The organism is Priestia sp. SB1, assembly GCF_038898415.1.
The window spans coordinates 678,426-698,981 of the sequence record NZ_JBBJSS010000003.1 but is presented as its reverse complement, the minus strand read 5'-3'; the positions used below and the strand labels follow the sequence as shown (position 1 = coordinate 698,981).

23 protein-coding genes are annotated in these 20,556 nt (G+C 37.5%); 12 read left to right on the top strand and 11 right to left on the bottom strand.

All coding sequences use genetic code 11. The annotated features are described in order from the left end of the window. Positions 1–3: 3 nt before the first annotated feature. Entirely contained in the window at positions 4–726 is a 723-nt protein-coding gene (bioD, locus tag WKH56_RS14075; protein ID WP_033578116.1) for a dethiobiotin synthase, read from the top strand. Then, positions 707–2,080, top strand: coding sequence for an adenosylmethionine--8-amino-7-oxononanoate transaminase (gene bioA, locus WKH56_RS14070; protein ID WP_310884211.1), 1,374 nt, complete (start codon positions 707–709; stop codon positions 2,078–2,080). The genes bioD and bioA overlap by 20 nt, the downstream gene beginning before the upstream one ends. Positions 2,081–2,159: 79 nt before the next feature. On the opposite strand, the gene WKH56_RS14065 is transcribed toward bioA, so the two are convergent. Then, complete coding sequence (locus WKH56_RS14065; protein WP_013081858.1) at positions 2,160–2,342, bottom strand: YolD-like family protein; 183 nt, start codon at positions 2,340–2,342, stop codon at positions 2,160–2,162. Positions 2,343–2,718: 376 nt separating this feature from the next. On the opposite strand from WKH56_RS14065, the gene WKH56_RS14060 reads away from it, so the two are divergent. Together WKH56_RS14060 and WKH56_RS14055 are read left to right on the top strand one after the other, a co-directional pair. After that, entirely contained in the window at positions 2,719–3,384 is a 666-nt protein-coding gene (locus WKH56_RS14060) for a TerC family protein (protein WP_028412106.1), read from the top strand. A gap of 130 nt (positions 3,385–3,514) precedes the next feature. Continuing rightward, on the top strand, positions 3,515–3,652 hold the full coding sequence (locus WKH56_RS14055) for a hypothetical protein (RefSeq protein WP_165802478.1): 138 nt from the start codon (positions 3,515–3,517) through the stop codon (positions 3,650–3,652). A 74-nt stretch (positions 3,653–3,726) separates the two neighbouring features. On the opposite strand, the gene WKH56_RS14050 is transcribed toward WKH56_RS14055, so the two are convergent. Both WKH56_RS14050 and WKH56_RS14045 read right to left on the bottom strand, forming a co-directional pair. Next, positions 3,727–4,995 carry a dicarboxylate/amino acid:cation symporter gene (locus tag WKH56_RS14050; RefSeq protein ID WP_013055541.1) on the bottom strand — a complete coding sequence of 423 codons (1,269 nt, stop codon included), beginning with the start codon at positions 4,993–4,995 and terminating at the stop codon, positions 3,727–3,729. Positions 4,996–5,140: 145 nt separating this feature from the next. Further along, on the bottom strand, positions 5,141–6,199 hold the full coding sequence (locus WKH56_RS14045; RefSeq protein WP_033578117.1) for a DctP family TRAP transporter solute-binding subunit: 1,059 nt from the start codon (positions 6,197–6,199) through the stop codon (positions 5,141–5,143). Positions 6,200–6,307: 108 nt separating this feature from the next. On the opposite strand from WKH56_RS14045, the gene WKH56_RS14040 reads away from it, so the two are divergent. The 4 genes from WKH56_RS14040 (at position 6,308) to gdh (ending at position 10,458) form a co-directional block, all read left to right on the top strand. Next, complete coding sequence (locus WKH56_RS14040) at positions 6,308–7,876, top strand: ATP-binding protein (protein WP_048020072.1); 1,569 nt, start codon at positions 6,308–6,310, stop codon at positions 7,874–7,876. Between the two features lie 12 nt (positions 7,877–7,888). After that, positions 7,889–8,575, top strand: a complete 687-nt coding sequence (locus WKH56_RS14035; protein ID WP_013055544.1) for a response regulator — start codon at positions 7,889–7,891, stop codon at positions 8,573–8,575. Positions 8,576–8,794: 219 nt separating this feature from the next. Then, positions 8,795–9,655 (top strand): RhaT/GlcU family sugar-proton symporter, encoded by an 861-nt coding sequence (locus WKH56_RS14030; RefSeq protein ID WP_028412111.1) that lies wholly within the window; start codon positions 8,795–8,797, stop codon positions 9,653–9,655. Between the two features lie 17 nt (positions 9,656–9,672). Further along, positions 9,673–10,458, top strand: a complete 786-nt coding sequence (gene gdh / locus WKH56_RS14025; protein WP_033578120.1) for a glucose 1-dehydrogenase — start codon at positions 9,673–9,675, stop codon at positions 10,456–10,458. A 32-nt stretch (positions 10,459–10,490) separates the two neighbouring features. Here the strand turns inward: gdh and WKH56_RS14020 are convergent, their stop codons facing one another. The 6 genes from WKH56_RS14020 to WKH56_RS13995 form a co-directional block, all read right to left on the bottom strand. Beyond that, positions 10,491–11,069 (bottom strand): ferric reductase-like transmembrane domain-containing protein, encoded by a 579-nt coding sequence (locus WKH56_RS14020; protein WP_033578121.1) that lies wholly within the window; start codon positions 11,067–11,069, stop codon positions 10,491–10,493. Next, positions 11,044–11,967: an FAD:protein FMN transferase gene (locus tag WKH56_RS14015; RefSeq protein ID WP_063248279.1), complete on the bottom strand. Its 924-nt coding sequence runs from the start codon at positions 11,965–11,967 to the stop codon at positions 11,044–11,046. Before WKH56_RS14015 ends, WKH56_RS14020 begins: the two co-directional genes overlap by 26 nt. Before the next feature lie 12 nt (positions 11,968–11,979). Then, positions 11,980–12,402, bottom strand: coding sequence for a hypothetical protein (locus WKH56_RS14010; RefSeq protein WP_034269544.1), 423 nt, complete (start codon positions 12,400–12,402; stop codon positions 11,980–11,982). 215 nt (positions 12,403–12,617) lie between these two features. Beyond that, positions 12,618–13,088: a DUF2178 domain-containing protein gene (locus tag WKH56_RS14005; protein ID WP_033578130.1), complete on the bottom strand. Its 471-nt coding sequence runs from the start codon at positions 13,086–13,088 to the stop codon at positions 12,618–12,620. Further along, a complete protein-coding gene (locus WKH56_RS14000) occupies positions 13,078–13,296 on the bottom strand; it encodes a helix-turn-helix transcriptional regulator (RefSeq protein ID WP_013081870.1) in 219 nt (72 codons plus the stop codon). Before WKH56_RS14000 ends, WKH56_RS14005 begins: the two co-directional genes overlap by 11 nt. A 148-nt stretch (positions 13,297–13,444) precedes the next feature. After that, positions 13,445–13,627: a YolD-like family protein gene (locus WKH56_RS13995; protein ID WP_013081871.1), complete on the bottom strand. Its 183-nt coding sequence runs from the start codon at positions 13,625–13,627 to the stop codon at positions 13,445–13,447. A gap of 393 nt (positions 13,628–14,020) precedes the next feature. Between WKH56_RS13995 and ltaS the strand changes: the two genes are divergently transcribed. Continuing rightward, entirely contained in the window at positions 14,021–15,949 is a 1,929-nt protein-coding gene (gene ltaS, locus WKH56_RS13990; RefSeq protein ID WP_033578131.1) for a lipoteichoic acid synthase, read from the top strand. A gap of 76 nt (positions 15,950–16,025) precedes the next feature. Here the strand turns inward: ltaS and WKH56_RS13985 are convergent, their stop codons facing one another. Beyond that, positions 16,026–16,226 (bottom strand): YolD-like family protein, encoded by a 201-nt coding sequence (locus WKH56_RS13985; RefSeq protein ID WP_074893948.1) that lies wholly within the window; start codon positions 16,224–16,226, stop codon positions 16,026–16,028. Positions 16,227–16,455: 229 nt separating this feature from the next. Next, a complete protein-coding gene (locus WKH56_RS13980) occupies positions 16,456–16,926 on the bottom strand; it encodes a GNAT family N-acetyltransferase (protein ID WP_168760369.1) in 471 nt (156 codons plus the stop codon). 111 nt (positions 16,927–17,037) lie between these two features. On the opposite strand from WKH56_RS13980, the gene pdxR reads away from it, so the two are divergent. The 3 genes from pdxR (at position 17,038) to WKH56_RS13965 (ending at position 20,477) form a co-directional block, all read left to right on the top strand. Further along, positions 17,038–18,435, top strand: coding sequence for a MocR-like pyridoxine biosynthesis transcription factor PdxR (pdxR, locus tag WKH56_RS13975; protein WP_275211590.1), 1,398 nt, complete (start codon positions 17,038–17,040; stop codon positions 18,433–18,435). A 134-nt stretch (positions 18,436–18,569) separates the two neighbouring features. Then, a complete protein-coding gene (gene mmuM / locus WKH56_RS13970; RefSeq protein ID WP_028412120.1) occupies positions 18,570–19,505 on the top strand; it encodes a homocysteine S-methyltransferase in 936 nt (311 codons plus the stop codon). Positions 19,506–19,844: 339 nt separating this feature from the next. Next, entirely contained in the window at positions 19,845–20,477 is a 633-nt protein-coding gene (locus WKH56_RS13965) for a fumarylacetoacetate hydrolase family protein (protein ID WP_063248276.1), read from the top strand. The last annotated feature ends 79 nt before the right edge of the window (positions 20,478–20,556 follow it).

Below are 20,556 nucleotides of genomic sequence, written 5' to 3'. Positions count from 1 at the left end.
AAAGTGGGCAAAGCGTATTTTATTACAGGAACTGGAACAGATATTGGTAAAACGCTGGTGACAAGCATTTTGTATAAAGTACTTAGCCGTCTAGGAATAAAAACGACAATTTGTAAACCGTTTCAAACCGGCTATCAAGATGAAATCGGAGGTTATCCAGATATTCACTGGTTTGAAACAAGGCTCGGAGTAGCAAATACAGGTATTTATCAGTTAAAGCCAGAGACGTCTCCTCACTTGGCTATTAAACTGAGCAATAGGCAAGTAGAGCCTTCAATCGTCTTAAAGCGCATTAATGAATTAAAAAAGGCATTTGACGTAGTACTCGTGGAAGGAGCGGGAGGACTTGCCGTACCTTTAATTGAAGAGGAAACAACATTTTATATGACAAAAGATTTGATCCTAGATGCACAAATGCCGGTTATTGCTGTTGGAACAACGGAATTAGGAGCTATTCACGATGCGCTTTCTACCTTTTCATATGCAAGTGAGCATCATCTTAAAATCAACGGACTCATTTTTAATCGTTTTAATCACAGCAGTATCATTCATAAAGACAATGTTCGAACGATTGAAAAGCTGCTTCAAGTCTCTTCTTTAATGACTGTACCTGTATTTACTCATATCGATGAAGAGTTAGAAGCATATATTGAGAAATTGGTGAGGCAAAAAAGTGTGATTCAACATATTCAGGAGGTGTTTGACTGTGTCGTATCAAAAAGCTGAGCTGGAAAAATGGGATAAAGAATATGTATGGCATCCCTTTACACAAATGAAAGCTTACCGTGAATCGAATCCCCTTATCATTGAAAGAGGAGAGGGAAGCTATTTGTATGACGTAGCGGGAAACAAATATTTAGATGGATACGCTTCTCTATGGGTGAACGTGCATGGACATAATGATCCGGAATTAAATACAGCTTTACATATACAAGTGGAGAAATTAGCGCATTCTACGCTGCTTGGATCGGCAAACGTTCCATCCATTTTGTTAGCTAAAAAGCTAGCGGAAATTACTCCTGGCAGCTTATCGAAAGTATTCTATTCTGATACAGGCTCTGCCGCTGTTGAAATTGCGTTGAAAATTGCCTATCAATATTGGCAAAATCTCGACTCTGCAAAGTACAAAAACAAAAGTAAATTTATCTCATTGAATGAGGCATATCACGGAGATACAATCGGGGCAGTCAGTGTAGGAGGCATGGATTTATTTCATCGCATCTTTAAGCCTTTACTGTTTGAACGCATTCCCACACCTTCTCCTTACATCTACCGTATGGACGGGTTCGAAACCGAAGAGCAAGCTTCAGCTTACTGTATTCACCAGCTGGAGAAGCTCTTGCAGAACAACGGAGAAGAAGTAGCCGGCTTGATTATTGAACCGCTTGTGCAAGGAGCAGCGGGTATTATTACTCATCCTCCCGGTTTTTTAAAACAAGTAGAGCGTCTGTGCAAAGCGTACGGGGTATTGCTCATTTGTGATGAAGTAGCTGTCGGATTCGGGCGAACAGGAACGATGTTTGCATGTGAACAAGAAGACGTAGTACCAGACATTATGTGTGTAGGAAAAGGGATCACAGGAGGATATATGCCGCTTGCTGCTACGTTAACAAGCGAACAGATATTTAATGCTTTTTTAGCTCATCCAGATGAAAATAAAACCTTCTTTCATGGACATACGTATACGGGAAATCAATTGGCCTGTACAGTAGCGCTTAGAAATATTGAACTGATGGAAGAAAGAGAGTTAATCCGTAGTGTAAAAGAAAAGTCAAAAGTTTTTAAACGTTATCTATTAAAGCTTTATGAACTGCCTAACGTGGGAGACATTAGACAAAGAGGATTAATGGCAGGAATCGAAGTTGTCAAAGACCGCCAAACAAAGTCTATTTTTGAAGATAAAAAAGTGATGGGAGACATTATTTTAGCGGCTCGCCAAAAAGGTTTAATCATTAGAGAGCTAGGTCCTGTGATTACGATGATGCCTATTCTTTCAATGACAGACGAAGAATTAAAAACAATGGTTGAAATTGTATATGAATCAATTAAAGAAGTAATCGCACGGTATACAGTGAGCTAAATAAAAAGAGGGTCAGACAAAAATATTTTATTTAATTGAGAAAAGATCCGAACGATTCATCGTTCGGATCTTTTTTCAATCAATAAATGTTTTTAATACTTGATAGTCGAAGTGATCGCACATGCTGATTTTCATCTTTTAATAGAAGAGTTTGTTCGAGCAAGTTTAAGTTTTGAATATAACCTTTGACCGTTTGAACAAAACCGTTGTTTTGATAGTTGATAGTTAGTAATTTATTGGTTTTTAATGCTTTTAAAATCATACCTATTTTCTCCCTTCTTATATCGTAGCTGACGAAAAACTACAAAATAATGAAGAAGCATTGGAGGCTTGTATTATTTATAAAAATTACTCTATTTTTTATAAATGCTCTCCTGCTACTAATAGTAAAGGATGATGGTGAAAAACAGATGAAAGATAAAGAATAAGGTTTGATTTATTGTAATGAACTGACTTTTCCTTTACAAATACCTATTTCAAATTTCTTTTTAGTGATAAAATACTGTTAGTGAAATAACTACTTCTTTTCATTAAAGGGTAAGAACGGGTTATATTGATAGAGTTTTAGTTCTCTATTTCTAGTAATGAAATAAGAGATAGAGAAATAGACTAATAAAAATCAATCAAGGAGTTTTTGTATGGATCAGAGTTTTATTTTAAATCTTTTAGAAATTTTACTCATTAACATTGTACTAAGTGGCGATAACGCAGTCGTGATTGCTTTAGCTTGTCGGAATCTTCCGGACGAGCATCGAAACAAAGCGGTTGTTTTCGGTACATTAGGAGCGGTTGTATTACGTGTAGGGCTAACGTTTGTCGCTGTATATTTATTAACAATCCCATTTTTAAATTTCATCGGAGGCCTGCTGCTTCTATGGATTGCGATTAGTCTTTTAAAAGGGGAAGATGACGGAGATATTAAAGCGAATTCAACTCTAGCAGGTGCTATTAAAACAATTATTATAGCGGATCTTGTTATGAGTTTAGATAACGTAGTAGCGGTTGCGGGTGCGGCCAACGGCAGTATTCTACTCATTATCCTTGGTCTTGTTATCAGCATTCCGTTAATCATTTGGGGAAGTCAGCTTTTAATGAAAATCATGGAAAAATTCCCGATTATCATCATTGCCGGAGCAGCGCTTCTTGGCTATACTGCTGGTGAAATGATCTTTAAAGACAAAGCGGTAGGACATGTATTAGAAGGGTTAAATCCGCATTTGCATACAATTGTTCCTATTTTGTTAGCTATTTTAGTTGTTGTTGTTGGGAAACTTAGCGGACGTTCTAAAAAAGAAACGCATTAATCCTAAAAAAGAGGCTGGGACAAAAGTATTTAAGATGAAATGAAAAACGAACCACTAATCAATTTTGATTGGTGGTTCGTTTTTTTGTTGTGGTGAACGTAGGCTTCATTTGTTTAGATCCTTCTAGCAGTTGATTGGAGGACAAGGCGAAGACTCCTGCGGGAAAAGCGGAACAGATGAGACCCCGCAGGAGCGTACGCGACGAGGAGGCTCATCGGCCGCCCGCGGAAAGCGAAGTCTTGTACGGAAATCAACTGCGGTGTCATAAGCGGTTCAGCTCATGTATCCCATTTATTCGTCTTTAGATTGGATTCATTTGGCTATGTCTCAACTTCTTTTTTATTATTTAGCTAATGGAGGTGCGGAATTAACGTCTTGTATCGTCTCTACAGGAGGATGAAATTCATTTTCCATTTTCGATACAACTACAGTTGCTACACCATTTCCAATTAAGTTTGTAATGGCACGAGCTTCCGACATGAAGCGGTCTACCCCGATTAACAGCGCGATTCCTTCAACTGGAATCATTGGGAATGCAGCAAGCGTAGCTGCTAGTGTAATAAATCCAGAGCCAGTGACTCCGGCCGCTCCTTTAGACGTTAGCATTAAAATACCAAGTAGCGTAATCTCTTGCATTAACGACAAGTCGACTCCATACGCTTGAGCGATAAAGATAGCAGCCATGGATAAGTAGATTGCTGTTCCATCTAGGTTAAATGAGTAACCAGTTGGAATGACAAGTCCTACTACAGATTTTGAACATCCGTACTTCTCCATTTTGTCCATCATTTTTGGCAGTGCAGATTCCGAAGAAGACGTACCTAATACAAGTAGAATTTCTTCTTTAATAAAAGCAATGAATTTAAAAATATTAAATCCATAAATCTTAGCAATGGTTCCAAGTACAAATACAATAAATAAGAACATAGTAATGTAAACAGATCCCATTAAGAAACCGAGTTTTTGAAGAGAGCCTATTCCAAAGTTACCGATCGTATAAGCCATCGCTCCGAACGCCGCAATAGGTGAAAGTTTCATAATCATATTAACAATGCCAAAGAAAATATCTGTACAGCGTTCAAAGAATGTAATGACAGGAGCCGCTTTTTCGCCGAGTGTAGCTGTAGCCATTCCAAATAGTACGGCAAAGAATAAGATTGGCAATAATTCACCATTTGCCATTGCGCCAAATACGCTGTCTGGAATAATTCCCATGATAAACTCCATAAAGCCATGCTCCGCTTCAGCTGCTTGCTGCGTATATTGAGTAACATCAGCTCCGCTTGCGCCATTGATATTAAAGCCAGCCCCAGGCTTGATAAAGTTTACAACGATAATTCCAATTGCTAAGGCAAAAGTAGTGACAATCTCAAAGTATAAAAGAGCTTTACCTCCAATTCGTCCCACTTTCTTTAAATCTCCCATGCTTCCGATACCGATGACCACTGTTAAGAAAATAATTGGGGCAATCACCATCTTAATTAATTTGATGAAGATATCAGCCAATACTTTTAATTTAGCTCCAAATTCAGGAAACATAAAGCCAATTGCAATACCAAGAAGGATACCAATGACAACTTGAACAGTTAGGTTTTTAAAACTTAATTTCATATGTAATGCTCCTTTCGAGAATGTTTTTGTTAACGCTTACATTATTCTTATCCTTATATTAACTGATAATTTTAACTATTTATATTTCTGGTGATAATGTTCTTTTTGGTCATTTTGGTCAAAAAAAGTGATGAACATATAGTCATCACTTTTTGCTTTCGATATTTTTTATTTGCTGAATGATATCAAGCGTTTGTTTTGTTGCATTGGCTTCAAACGATTGATAAAGAGAGTTAAACTGCTTTTTCCATTCGGCTTTCTGTGTATCATTTAAGTAATAAACGCGCATGCCAGATTTATTTTTTATTTGCTGCAGCTGTTCATCGTTCATCATTTTTGATTGAGTCCAAATCCAGTTAGTTGTCTCTACCATTGCATCACTTAATAGCTGTTTTACATCTTCAGGGAGGCTGTCCCAATATTTTTGATCCATTAAAACAGCATAGCCCAAGTATCCATGGTTGCTGATGGTCATATATTTTTGCAGCTCGTACAAACGTTTTGAATAAATATTAGAAATCGTATTTTCCTGTCCATCAAATTCCTGTCGTTCAAGGGATTGATATACTTTATTAAACGAGACAGCCTGAGGCTTAGCGCCAAGAAGTTCGAATTGTTTTTTGATTACTTCACTTGGCATAATGCGAAATGTTTGACCTTGAAAATCTGCTGGATGGAGCAAAGGTTTTGTATTGCTGGTCATTTGTTTAAAGCCGTTGCTCCATAAAGCAAGCCCTTTAATGTTTTTCTCTTGCAGCGTACTCAACAAATCCTGTCCGATTTTCCCGGTAAACACTTGTTTTGCCTCGCTGTAATCATCGAAAATGAAGGGGAGATCAAAAAGTTGCCACGTAGGGGAAAGGTCGGTTAGCTTTGAAATAGAAGGCGCAATCATTTGTACATCGTTTCGGCGCAGAGCGGCAAGTTCTTCGTCGTCTGAATACAACACACCGTTTGAATATACTTCAATTTTAACTTTACCATCCGATTTTTGATTAACGATTTCAGCGAATTTTTGAGCGGCTAAGCCTTTTGGAGTGTTCTCAGCTACAACGTGGCTAAAATTAATCACAATTTGCTTATTTAATCCTTTTTGCTCATCGTCATGATACACATTATCCTGATTTATAACCGTATACTGCAAAAAAACATAGATCATCAAGAAAACGCTAACAATGATACTTGCCCCTATAAACATCTTCAAAATGTCCAACCCCGCGATTCAATAATTTTTCTCTACAAATATTCTAACACGCAATTTCTCAACGTGGTAAAATTAAAATAAACTTCAATCAGCAGTAGGTGTTCCGCTATGATGCGCTTATCGATGCAAACGAAAATGACGGGGTTAATCTTTTTTATCGTGGTCTTTTCGTTGTTTTTAGCAAGTATTGTCGTGATTAATAATTTTGTGCAGTCAAAAGAAAATGATTTAGAGCAAAGGGCTTTGATCACTTCGAGAACAGTTGCTGAAATGCCTGAAATTCGAGAAAAAATTGAAAAAGATAGCAAGAACATTAATCAAATTGTAGAGCCGATTCGCATTATTCACGGTGCTTATTATGTAGTGGTGATGAATATGAATCACGAACGTTTGTCTCATCCTTTGCAAAGCATGATTGGGAAAATTTCTAAAGGAGAGGACGAGGGCCAGGCGTTTGCAGAACATACTTATACTGATAAAGCAAAAGGAGAAGGCGGGATGGTCATTCGTTCTTTTGTTCCCGTTGTAAACGATCAGCATGAACAAGTAGGAGTCGTTGTCTCAGGCTACCTTCTTCCGAAATTTACAGAGGTTATTTTAAGTTTGAAAAAAGAAATTTTTCTCATCTCAGGTCTCGCTCTTTTTTTTGGAGGATGGGGAGCGTGGGCTCTTGCATCTCGTATTAAAAAAGAGATGTTTGAGCTTGAGCCTCATGAAATTGCTCGTTTGTTTGTAGAACGAACGGAGACTTTTAATGCCATGCATGAAGGAGTCATTGCCATTGATAAAGAGGAGAACATCACTATTTTTAATCATAAAGCGAAAATTATGATGGATGTACCCGATGAGGTAATTGGGAAAAAGATCTATGATGTGATTCCAGATACAAGACTGCCAGAAATTCTGCAGCTTAATCAGCCTGTTTATAATCGAGAGCTTCAAGTTCGCAATTTAAATATTTTAAGCAATCGTGTGCCGATTAAGGTTAATAATCACACAGTCGGTGCGGTCGCTATTTTTCAAGACAGAACAGAAGTTAAAAAATTAGCTGAAGAGTTAACAGGGGTTAAATCATTTGTAAGCGCTCTTAGAGTTCAAAACCATGAATACATGAATAAACTTCATACCATTGCAGGGCTTATCCAACTTGGAAATAAAGACAAGGCTCTTCAGTATGTTTTTCAAGTGTCTGAACAGCAAGAAGAGCTCACCCAATTTCTTCATAAGCATATTAAAGATGAAAGTATATCGGGATTGCTGTTGAGCAAAGTCAGCCGTGCCAAAGAACTTGGAATTGAGTTAGCTATCGATCGCCACAGCGAGCTTCACTCATTTCCTCCTTACTTAGATCATCATGATTTTGTGATTATTATTGGTAACTTAATTGAGAACGCTTTTGATTCGTATCAACATATGGAGCGTCGTGAACGGAAGATCTATATAAGTATGGAGCAAAATGACGGCATTCTTTCTATACTAGTTGAAGATAACGGATGCGGCATGAATGAGGATCAAGTAGAGAGAATCTTTGATGAAGGTTTTTCAACCAAAGCAAAGGAAACTAGAGGAATTGGTTTGCATTTAGTAAAACAAATTGTTGAAAAAGGAAACGGTCAGATCGAAGTAGAGTCAGAATTAGATGTTGGAACGACTTTTATCATTACATTCTTTTTATAGGGGGAGTGGGAAATGAATAAAAAAGAATGGACGGTGCTTCTCATAGAAGACGATCCTATGGTACAAGAAGTGAACCGCCAATTTATTGAACAAGTTGAAGGATTCATCGTTATCGCTGCAGCTTCGAATGGTTTAGAGGGGGTACAGCTTATTAAACAGCATCAGCCTGATTTAACGATTATTGATATGTATATGCCTAGTCAAGATGGCTTAACTACCTTACAGCAAATTCGAGCAAATGGCTATAAAACAGACGTGATAGCAGTTACGGCTGCAAGTGATATTGAAACCGTACGGAAAGTTCTTCAATACGGCGCGGTAGATTATATTATGAAACCGTTCAAGTTTGAACGAATGAAGCAAGCGCTTGAGCAGTATCGTTCGTTTCAAGTTAAAATAAGTCAAAAAGAACATATTACTCAGTCTGAATTAGATTCTATGCTGTTTCAGCAATTTGAAGAAAAAGCCGATTTGCTTCCAAAAGGGCTAAATGCGGTTACGCTAAGGAGGATACAACAATATCTTTCCGAACAAAATCATCCGATTTCTGCTGAAGAAGTGGCGGACGGCGTAGGAATTGCGCGTGTTACAGCAAGAAGGTATTTAGAGTTTTTAGAACAGGAAAACGAGCTGAAATTATCAGTTGAATACGGCAGAGTAGGGAGACCTATTAATCGCTATATGTTAAAAATAAATTAAATGATACAAAACAGCTTTTATTTGGAAAAGCTGTTTTTTTGCGTTAGAAAGTATATCTTTTTCTCTCCTAGAACAAATTAAGGTATACAGTTTTCGATATCCAAAGAATATTTCGTGCGGTCATTAATTCATAAAATGTCCCTGAAAAAGGATTAATGGCGGAAAAATTGGGGAATATGCACTTTGACATTTAATTTTAGCACAGGAAGGTTTTGAAACATGGACATATTTTTAGCCGTCTTACCAGCCATATTTTGGGGAAGCATTGTGCTTTTCAATGTGAAACTAGGCGGAGGACCTTATAGTCAAACGCTTGGAACCACATTGGGAGCTTTGATTTTCTCAATCGGTATTTATATTTTTGTACACCCTACGCTTACACCTTTAATCTTTGGGGTTGGAGTTGTATCGGGGCTATTTTGGGCAGTTGGACAAAGTAATCAGCTGAAAAGTATTGATTTAATTGGAGTTTCTAAAACGATGCCTATTTCAACTGGGCTTCAGTTAGTTTCCACTTCATTGTTTGGAGTAATTGTGTTTCATGAGTGGTCTACAAAAACTTCAATCATTCTTGGTGTGCTCGCTCTTATCTTTATTATTGTAGGGATTGTTTTAGCATCACTTCAAAGCAAAGAAGAGAAAGAGGCTGAAGAAGGAAAAGGAAACTTCAAAAAAGGAATTGTTATTTTATTAATTTCAACCGTGGGTTATTTAGTTTATGTTGTAGTAGCCCGTCTATTTAATGTAGACGGATGGTCGGCTTTATTACCTCAAGCAATTGGTATGGTTATTGGAGGAGTATTGCTGACGTTTAAGCATAAGCCATTTAATAAATATGCAATTCGCAACATTATCCCAGGTCTTATTTGGGCCGCTGGTAATATGTTTTTATTCATCTCACAACCTAAAGTAGGCGTAGCGACAAGCTTTTCGCTTTCCCAAATGGGAATCGTCATTTCAACATTAGGCGGGATCATTATTTTAGGTGAGAAGAAAACGAAGCGTCAGCTTATTGGGATTATTATTGGAATTATACTGATCATCATAGCAGGAGTCATGTTAGGGCTCGCCAAAAGCTAACTAGGAGGGTATTAACAATGTATAAAGATTTAGAAGGAAAAGTAGTGGTCATAACAGGTTCATCTACAGGTTTGGGAAAATCAATGGCGATTCGTTTTGCGACAGAAAAAGCTAAAGTAGTTGTGAATTATCGTTCTAAGGAAGACGAAGCTAACAGCGTTTTAGAAGAAATTAAAAAAGTTGGCGGAGAGGCTATTGCCGTTAAAGGTGACGTAACAGTTGAGTCTGATGTAATCAATTTAGTTCAATCTGCAATTAAAGAATTTGGAAAGTTAGACGTTATGATTAATAACGCAGGACTAGAAAATCCGGTTTCATCTCATGAAATGTCTTTAAGCGATTGGAATAAAGTAATTGATACGAACTTAACGGGAGCTTTCTTAGGTAGCCGTGAAGCGATTAAATATTTTGTTGAAAATGATATTAAGGGAACAGTTATTAACATGTCGAGTGTTCACGAGAAAATTCCTTGGCCATTATTTGTTCATTATGCAGCAAGTAAAGGCGGTATGAAGCTTATGACTGAAACACTGGCATTAGAATACGCTCCAAAAGGTATTCGTGTAAATAACATTGGACCGGGAGCGATTAATACACCGATTAACGCTGAGAAATTTGCTGATCCTGAGCAGCGTGCAGATGTAGAAAGCATGATTCCAATGGGATACATCGGAGAGCCGGAAGAAATTGCAGCAGTTGCTGCATGGCTAGCTTCTTCAGAGGCGAGTTATGTAACAGGAATTACGCTCTTTGCTGACGGCGGTATGACACAGTACCCATCATTCCAAGCAGGACGCGGATAAGAAAAAACGCACTCTATGATAGAGTGCGTTTTTTAGTTTTCCTGAGCTTTTTTTTGGTTCTTAGGAGCTGACTGGTGTTGAATGCGTAAGAAAAGCAAGATTAAAACGATAACGCCAGTGATGCTGTACATCCCAAGAATAAGGGGCTGCTGTGTATCTGTTCCGGAAGTAATGCCGTGATACAGTGCTAGCAAATAGCCTGGAAAAGCAAGAAAATGAATGGCTTTCCAGGCTTTTCTCCCAAGCTGTTTTATAAAGTCGGATGTAATAATTAGTACCAATAAAATGTAGAGTGAAATAGTACCAAGGCCTGTGCTAATCGGTTTGTAATCGGAAGTGAACGGAATTAAAATGTCAGAAAGTGAAAAATGAACAGATTGATCAAATGATAAAACAAGTCCGTGAATCATGCCAAACAATAACCCAAACCACCCTGATGATTGATGGACCAGCAAAAGCTGTTTTTTTCGTTTTGGTTTAAAAAACGAAAAGCTGTGAGAAATGCCAGCGGCAACCGATACAAACATTAGTAAATAAGAAGTTAAGCCGGCTGCCCGAATGGTGTTCCATACGGGAAAATGAGCACTAAATTGCGCGAGGAGAGTAGCCATAATGGTATACCTGACCTTTCACATGTTTTTCGATTAGTACGTTGCCTTCTTTTGTAACCGCAATTACTTCTAAAGAAGGGTGATGCATTTTAGCTAACCTTAATCCAGCGTCCCAGCCGAGAATAAGTATGCACTTTGCATAGACTTCAGAAATGGTTAAGTCTTCTGAAACGACCGTTACTTGCAGAAGCTCTGATGAACTAGGCTTGCTGATTCTGCCGTCAATAATATGATGGTGAGTGTGTCCGTTCACTTTCCACGAACGCTTGCCTACACTGCTTGTGGCAATACCGCTGTTGCTTTTTACTTTAATGGTCGTGAGATTTTTTGATGCATCAAATGGATGAGAGAGAGAAATGGACCAGTGCTTGCTAGCGGGCCCCCACGTTACAATATCTCCGCCTCCATCGATTGCTCCAAGTGAAGTTCCTTTTTTCTTTAATTGATTCGCCATTTGCTGAATGCTCCAACCTTTTGCGATTCCTCCTAAATCCAGACCGATATTAGAAGCAAGCTGAATACTTCTCATTCCTTTATGAATCATAATAGGGTTAACAGCATCAAAAGCTGCTACTTCTTGAGGTAGCTGACTGTTAGGCAGTTGTTCAAAGCTTTGGTCATATCCTAGAGTTTGAATAGAATGATACAGAAATGGGTTGAAAATTCCGTTTGTCTCATTGTAATAGTAATAGGCTGCTTTTACAGCTTCATACAGCATTTTTGACGGTAGAAATAATCTTCCGTTCAGCGAATTAAGCTGTGAAAGCTCACTTGTTGGAAGAAAGCGGCTTAGGGTTTCTTCTACAAGATAACACCAGCTCTCTACTTTTTGGCTGACAGGTGTTTCAAGCTGATATACATTAAATGTGGTATTCATCGCTTTAAATGAGTAGCTCATTTCATCACATCCTTAAGAAGGTCTTGTTTGCATAGAAGAATCATTATTGTTGCCCCAATTATCCTGACCACTTGTGGAATCATCATTTGACCACTGATCTTGCTGATTACTCGAATCATCGTCTGACCACTGATCATCTTCACTGCTTGAATTATCGTCTGACCATTGATCACTTTGTTTGCTAGAACTGTCATTTGACCATTGATCTTGCCCGTTAGTTCCATTGTCCGTATTGGAGTCAGATCCTGAATCTGGAAATAGATCCGTCTCATCTTCCGTTTGAGTTTGCGATGAATTATTGGCGGATGTATCGTTATTTAGTGCTGTAGATGTTGAATTTGTTTGATCATATTTTTGAGAAAGCCCTACAAATGTTGTAAATGCAGCAACGCTCGATAAACCAACCATCCATTTTGTCCATTTATTAGCTGCCATTGATATGCTCCTTTTATCTTTCCTATTTTGCAACTGAACACTGAAGAAAAACTGAAGTGGAAGGTAACATACATCGTTCAATTGTTATAGTTCAATATAGACAGAAAAAATGAAAAAATAGTGAAATAGATGTAGGTCGGATTATTTTTGTGGGGGAATTCAGTGAATTATTAGATTAAAAAAAGGGTTGTTCTTTTTAGAACAACCTTTTTTAATCACCGATAAATCTTACTAATCGATACGTAATAAACCGTTAACTGTACAAGAGAAAGAAGCAAAAGAACGGCAATGGGATAGAAGCTAAAAGAATTAGGTAACAGCGGATAAAAAGCGATTAAGATAGCGCCTATAGGAATAGAAAATAGGAGAAAAACAAAGGCTTTTTTACAAGCTTCTGCTGTTATCATCTTTTCACGTTCATCTTCCTCTGCAAATTCAAAAGGAAATAATAAAGGCGAAACGTTCTTCGTCTTTTTACGCGCTCGGTAGTAAAAAAAGGACACGATTAAAAGCACAATTAAAGAAGCGAAAGAGCCTATAGACATGGTAATTTCCCACGGGGGTTCAGGGTGGTTCATAACTTCACTAAATTGAATATTTAGGCTTAAAAAATCATATAAAAACCAACCTACGCATAGCAGAGACACTACATTCAACAAATAAGATTTAATAACATTACTCAACATTTTTCTCCTCCTTTTGAAGTGTAAAAACATCTTCCATTTTTAATTGAAAGACATCACAAATTGTTAAACCAAGTAGTAGGGAAGGAACGTAATTTCCCTTTTCAATAGCTGCAATGGTTTGGCGAGTGGCTCCAACTTTTTCAGCTAAATCTCCTTGCGTATATCCATGTTTAGCTCTAAGCTCTTTTACGTGATTAATAAGAGTCAATATGATCACCCGCTGCCTTTTTAATAAATTTGTTAAGTTGATTTAACATTATGTAAAGTTAATTTAACATCAATTGGATGATTTTTCAATATATAATGGATAAAAAATACAAAAAAGATCCTAGAAGAATTCTTCAGGATCTTTTTTGTTAATAAATTTCTTTAATGCCAGACAAACGAATGGAAAAAATGTTTTGTTTTTCGTCTCGTAGGGAGAGGGTTTGGTCGGTTAGGTTTAAATTTTGGATTTTTCCTTTGAAGGTTTGAAGCAGGCCATTTTCGTAATAATTCACGGTTACATGTTTGTTTTTCTTTAACGCTTTTAAAATCATTTATTCATCTCCTTTCATGTGTGCATCTGTTATGAAAAGAAAGCTGTGGCTTAAGCATAAGAATTTGGAGAATGCTCAAGGCAGAATTATTATTATACAGCAAGATGAGAATAGTTTGTAGATAAATTGTGAAAAAATGCACAAGTTTGCAGTGCGGGTGTTGCAACAGAATACAGTATATGAGGAGAGGAGGGGTTTTATGATAAAAAAGGTGATTTTAGTTTATTTATTTGTGGGTATTAGGTAAACTAGTAGATGAATTTAAAGAATCTATCTATAGTTGTGAAGGCTAGGATTTCATTTAATTTTCATTTTCTATGAGTATAATGATAAAGGTTTTCTATATGTTCTTTGTGAATCTACTCATAAACTAATCGAGAAAGGAAAATCAAAATGAAGCGAATCGTTTCTAAGCCGCTGCACTATTTCATATTAGCCGCTGTTTTAATGTGGATAAAGTCGTATGTGGCTTATAAAACTGAATTTAACTTAGGCGTAAGCGGCGTAATGCAGCAAATGCTGCTGTTTATAAACCCTGTAAGTTCAGTGCTGATTTTTTTAGGAATCGGCTTATTTTTTAAAGGAAAGAAAGCAGGAGCTTGGATTCTTGCAGGCAGTTTCATTATGACGCTGCTGTTGTACAGCAACATTCTCTATTATCGTTTTTTTAACGATTTTGTAACTCTTCCCACACTGTTGCAGACAAGTAATGCAGGAAGTATGGGCGGAAGCATTATGGATTTATTAAAAGCACATGATGTTTTTTATTTTGTTGATTTTATTATTTATCTTTTCTTCTTTTTTAGTAAAAAAATTGACTGGCATAATGAAAAAGTATCGGTTAAGAATGCTGTAACCATTCTTTCTTTAGGATTCATGGTTTTTTCTGTCAACTTAACATTAGCAGAAATTGATCGCCCGCAGCTTCTATCTCGAACTTTTGACCGCAATTATCTAGTAAAGTATTTAGGCGCCTATAATTATACGATGTATGACGGTGTTCAGACTGCTCAAAACTCTAAACAGCGAGCTTTTGCAAGCAGCAATGACTTAACGAACGTCGTTAATTTTAAAAACAGTCACTATGCGGAGCCTAATTCCGTTTACTTCGGAAAAGCTAAAGGGAAAAATATTATTAAAATTCATTTGGAATCATTTCAGTCTTTTTTAATTGATTACAAATTAAATGGCCAGGAAGTGACACCGTTCTTAAATTCGTTGGCCCATGGAAATGACTTTACGTATTTTGATAACTTCTTTCATCAAACAGGACAAGGAAAAACATCAGATGCTGAGCTGATGATGGACAACTCTCTATACGGCCTTCCTCAAGGTTCTGCCTTTGTACTAAAAGGAAGCAATACGTATCAGGCAGCACCAGCTATTTTAGATCAAAAAGCTGGCTATACGAGCGCTGTACTGCACGGAGACTATAAGACGTTTTGGAACCGTAACGAAATTTACAAGCAGTTCGGTGTGGATAAGTTTTTTGATGCAAGTTATTACAATATGACGGGTGAAAATAAAATTAATTATGGCTTAAAAGACAAACCGTTCTTTAAAGAATCTGTTCCAATGCTGCAGTCTTTACCACAGCCGTTTTATGCGCATTTAATTACGTTAACAAACCATTTTCCATTTTTACTTGGAAACAATGAGGCAAGCATACAGCCAGCTAACACGGGCGATGCGACAGTTGACCGCTATTTCCAAACGGCTCGTTATTTAGACGAATCATTGCAATCTTTCTTCCAAGAACTGAAAGCTTCTGGGCTTTATGATAATTCTGTGATTATGATTTATGGAGATCACTACGGTATTTCTGAAAATCATAATGCGGCAATGGAAAAAGTAATGGGAAAAGAAATTACACCTTATGAAAATGCTCAGCTGCAGCGTGTACCTCTATTCATTCACGTTCCTGGAGTAAAAGGCGGAGTTAATCATACGTACGGTGGAGAAATTGATGTTGTGCCAACTCTTCTTCATTTAGTAGGGATTGACAGCAAAGAGTTTATCCAATTTGGTACAGATTTATTTTCTAAAGGTCATGATGATGTAGTAGCGTTCCGCAATGGCAACTATGTATCTCCGAAATATACACTAGTGGATGGAACGTATTATGATTCTAAGACAGGTCAAGCGCTTAAAGAAAATAATCAAATGAAAGCTTATAAACAGAAGGTAGCGAAAGAACTGGAGTTATCTGATCAAGTGCTTTATGGAGACTTACTTCGTTTCCACAAGCTAAAGGATTTCCAAACAGTCGACCCTTCGAAATATATGTACGGGAAAGAAGAAACAGAAACATCAGCTAAATAAAGCTAAAATCAAAAGAACATGATGACTTCTGCAAAGCAGAATGAGCATCATGTTCTTTTTTACTGTAAACTATTCATCAATAAATTTCTTTAATTCCCGATAAGCGAATAGAGAAAGTATTTTGCTGTTCATCTTTTAATGAAAGCGTTTGGTCTGTTAAATCTAGGCGCTGTACTTTTCCTTTAAACGTTTGAAGCAAACCGTTTTTATAATAGTTAATTGTAACGGCCCCGTTTTTTCTTAATGCTTTTAAAATCATTTTCAAAACTCCTTCCATATTTAAAATGTGTATGATTAACGAGCTGTAACATTCATTTTCATTTGCATATTTTTATTATACACAAAAATAGAAAGCGTTTTCACTAAAAGTTTGAACACTTTGTGAAAACTTTAACAGAGAATGTGACAAATACATACAGAAACTGATTTATTTGTCGTATTCATCATAAAACACATTTATGAAAGGAGTGTTAAGAACGTGTTAAAACTTTATGGATGGAAAAATATTACAAGTTGTCGTTTGAAATGTCGTAGTGAATCCATTCACCGTTCGTTACATTTCCTCCCATTTTTCTGTAAAGCGTTTGAGCTCTTGTATTATCATAAGCCGTTTCCCAAGACATGGCTGCATACTGATGTTCTTTTGTATACTGGTGACTAATCGAAAATAACTTTTCCCCAATTTTTTGACCTCTTGCTTTTTCAGTAACGTACAAGTCATTTAAAATCGCTACAGGCTTTACACGCGTGGTGCTAAATGTAAAATAAAGCGTTGAAAAACCTACTGCCTCGTCATTTTGAGTCGCGATAAACTGAACGCCAGTATCGGGACGTTGAAACAAGTGATCAATTAAATTTCTCAGCTGTTTTTTGGCAGGCTGAGGGCGCTTGTAAAAATCAACAATGTATTCGTTCATTAATGAAATAAGTGCTTCCATGTCAGCAGCATTAGCTTGACGAATTGTAATAGTAGTCATTAAATCTTCTCCTTTTTAATTAGATGATCTACACTTATAGTAAAAGAAATGTATCCCTTCTAAAAGAGCCAGATTTGAAAAATAAAACAGGGACAGATGAAAGGAGCTAGCGTGAAGTTCACACCTTTATTAAACCGAAGGAATGATATGCCTTTATATCACCAGCTATATGAATATATAAAAAAAGAAATTGTATCCGGCAGGGTGAAAGTAAATGACAAACTGCCTTCTATCCGTTCTCTTGCTGATTACTTAAACGTAAGTCGAAATACTGTAGATATGGCCTATCAGCAGCTTTTAGCTGAAGGATATGTAGAAAGCAAGCCCAAAAGTGGACTGTACGTAACGAATACACAGTTTGATTTACTGCAAACAGATAAAAAGCCGACTGTATTTTTACACCCTCAGAGAGAAACAAAGTCGTGTACCTATGATTTTCGGTATGGAAAAGTTGATAGCCGTTTGTTTCCCTTGAATGAGTGGAAAAAACGATACAATGAAAGTCTTCAAACTTATAAAGAAGCGCTGTTCACGTACCAAGAAACTCAAGGAGAAGAATCACTGCGAGAAGAAATTGCGACGTACCTTTATCAGTCAAGAGGAGTGGTTTGTTCAAAACATCAAATTATTATTGGAACGGGTACTCAGCAATCACTCAGTTTGCTAGCGCAGATGTTAAAGCCAAGCATCAGAGATATTGCCTTTGAAAATCCTTGCTATGACGGGGCTAGCTTTGTATTTAAGCAGCATGGATTCTCCTTAAAACCTGTGTCACTTAATAACAGAGGCATAAACATCCAAGAGCTTTATGATAGCCAAGCACGCGCTGTTTATGTCACACCATCTCATCAGTTTCCATACGGAATGATCATGCCTGTTTCAAGAAGAATAGAGCTTCTTACATGGGCGAATGACTGCAATGGATTTGTTATTGAAGATGATTATGACGGAGAATTTCGTTATAAAGGAAGTCCCATTCCTTCATTGCAAAGCTTGGATACTAAAGGGCGCGTCATTTATACAGGGACATTTTCAAAATCTTTTATGCCTTCTTTAAGAATCAGCTACCTTGTATTACCGGAAGTGCTTCTAAAGGAATATCATGAACGTTTCTCTTTATACGAGCAAGCTGTTCCAGCCATTCATCAGTGGACGCTCGGACTGATGATGAAAAACGGAGAGTGGAGTAAGCATTTAAGAAGAGTGAGAACTGCTTATCAAATCAAACACAGTACTCTTTTAGCAGCTTTACAGAAGGAGTTTAACGAAAACATCACGGTGTCAGGTGAATATGCAGGTTTGCATATACTTGTCCGCGTGCACAACGATATGAACGAACAGCAGTTAATTAACGCAGCTCGAAAGCAAGATGTCTCTGTCTACGGTACTTCTCGTTATTGGCTTACCGAATCACCTCAACAAAAGACTCATCTATTATTAGGTTTTGGAAGTTTGGAGAGAGAAGAAATAGAAGAAGGAATAAGGCGGTTGAAAAATGCTTGGTTATAAGCCTCTCCTCATTTCTTTGGTTTCTTGACAAAAGTTGCCTAGTCCTTTAGACTTTTTTGCATATATTTTAAATTATCTGAAAGGAGGATAGGGTAATCGAAGCTAACTGCTAGTGGACAACCCTAGATCAAACAATGAATCCTATCCAACAAATTTTACATACATTTCCTGTGATTGTACTAGATGGTGCAATGGCAACTGAACTGGAGAGATATGGCTGTGATTTGAATGACAGCTTATGGTCTGCAAAAGTGCTTATGGAGCAGCCGGAATTGATTAAGAGAGTGCATCAAGATTACTTTGCAGCAGGAGCTGACTGTGCAATTACTGCAAGCTATCAAAGCACGTTTGAAGGTTTTGCAAAACGTGGTTTAAGTGAAGCAGAGGCGCGCGAGTTAATTCAAGCATCTGTAAAAATTGCGGCTGAAGCAAGAGATGAATTTTGGCAGCAAGAAGAGAATTGTCTTAATCGCCCAAAACCAATTGTCGCCGCTTCGGTAGGTCCTTACGGAGCATTTTTAGCAAACGGGTCGGAATATACTGGACAGTATGACGTAACAGAAGAAGAGTTAATGGAATTTCATCGTCCTCGTATGAAAGCATTAATTGAAGCAGGAGCAGATGTGTTAGCTTGTGAAACCATTCCTAATCTAATGGAAGCAAGAGCCATTGCGAGGCTGCTAGAAGAATTTGAAGGAGCGTACGCATGGATTACGTTCAGCGCAAAAGATGACCTGCACATTAGCAGCGGAACATTAATCTCGGAGTGTGCACGCTATCTGGATTCTTATGAGCAAGTAGCAGCTATTGGAGTTAACTGTACGCCGCCTCAATATATTTCTTCACTTATTAAAGAAATTAAATCTCAAACGGATAAGCCAGTCATTGTGTATCCAAATTCAGGAGAGCATTATGATGCTGAATCTAAAACATGGAACGGGACATCTGCTGGCGAAACGTATGGCTGCAGCGCTCACAGCTGGTATGAAGCAGGTGCTCAGTTAATCGGAGGGTGCTGTCGCACAACTCCAGATGATATCAAAGGCATTACAAAATGGGCTAGAAAATAACGGATTGAAAAAAAGAGAATGTGAGAAAAGCTGTTTCGCTAACCTTAAACACGAAAGATCTATCAAAAATAGATAGTTCGTGTTTTTTTATGGTCATGGTGAACGTAGGTTTCGTGTGCGCAGTTCCTTCTAGCTGTTGGCTGGAGGGCAAGGCGAAGACTCTCGCGGAAAGCGGAGCCTTGCACGGAAATCCACAGAGGTGTCATAAGCAGTCCAGCTCATTTATTCCCTTTTTCCATCTTTAGATTGAATTCATTTTGTTATGTCTCAATTTCTTTTTTTCTTGTAAAATAAAAGAATACAAGTTGAAAAATCTTTATTTGAACGAAAGAAGGGATGATGAAAGTGAAAGATATTAAAAATATTTATTGTGTGGGCCGAAACTACGCACTGCATGCAAAAGAATTACATAATGATATTCCAACATCACCTTTTTTATTTTCCAAACCTACTCACGCTCTTGTTGAAGCAGCTGGACAATCAATCACTCTTCCTCGCGACCAAGGAGAGGTGCACTTTGAAACCGAACTGATTCTTCATATTGGACAACTTTACAAAGAAGGCATAACAGTGGATGAACTTGTTGACGAGATGACGATTGGATTAGATTTGACGCTTCGGGATGTGCAGAGCGAATTAAAACAAAAAAAGCACCCTTGGCTGCTTGCAAAAGGATTCAAACATTCAGCGGTCGTGGGAAACTTTATTCCGTTTGAAGGAGTAGAAGCATCTAAGCAGAAAGACTTTTCGTTAGTGAAAAACATCGAACGCGTTCAGCTGGGAAATATCAAAGATTTGATTTTTGACTTACAAACGATTATTGATTTTACAGGAAAACATTTTGGTCTTGATAAAGGAGATCTTATTTTTACAGGTACACCTGAAGGAGTAGGTCCGCTTTCACATCAGGATCATCTTTCACTTAAATGGGGACAGCAAGAGCTTGGTTCTTGCATCGTTTCCCTTCGTTAACAAAAAGAGCTTGAAACAAAGGTAGTTTAGTTGAAGGAAGATCCGAACGGTGAATCGAGATTCTTGATAGAGAATCCAA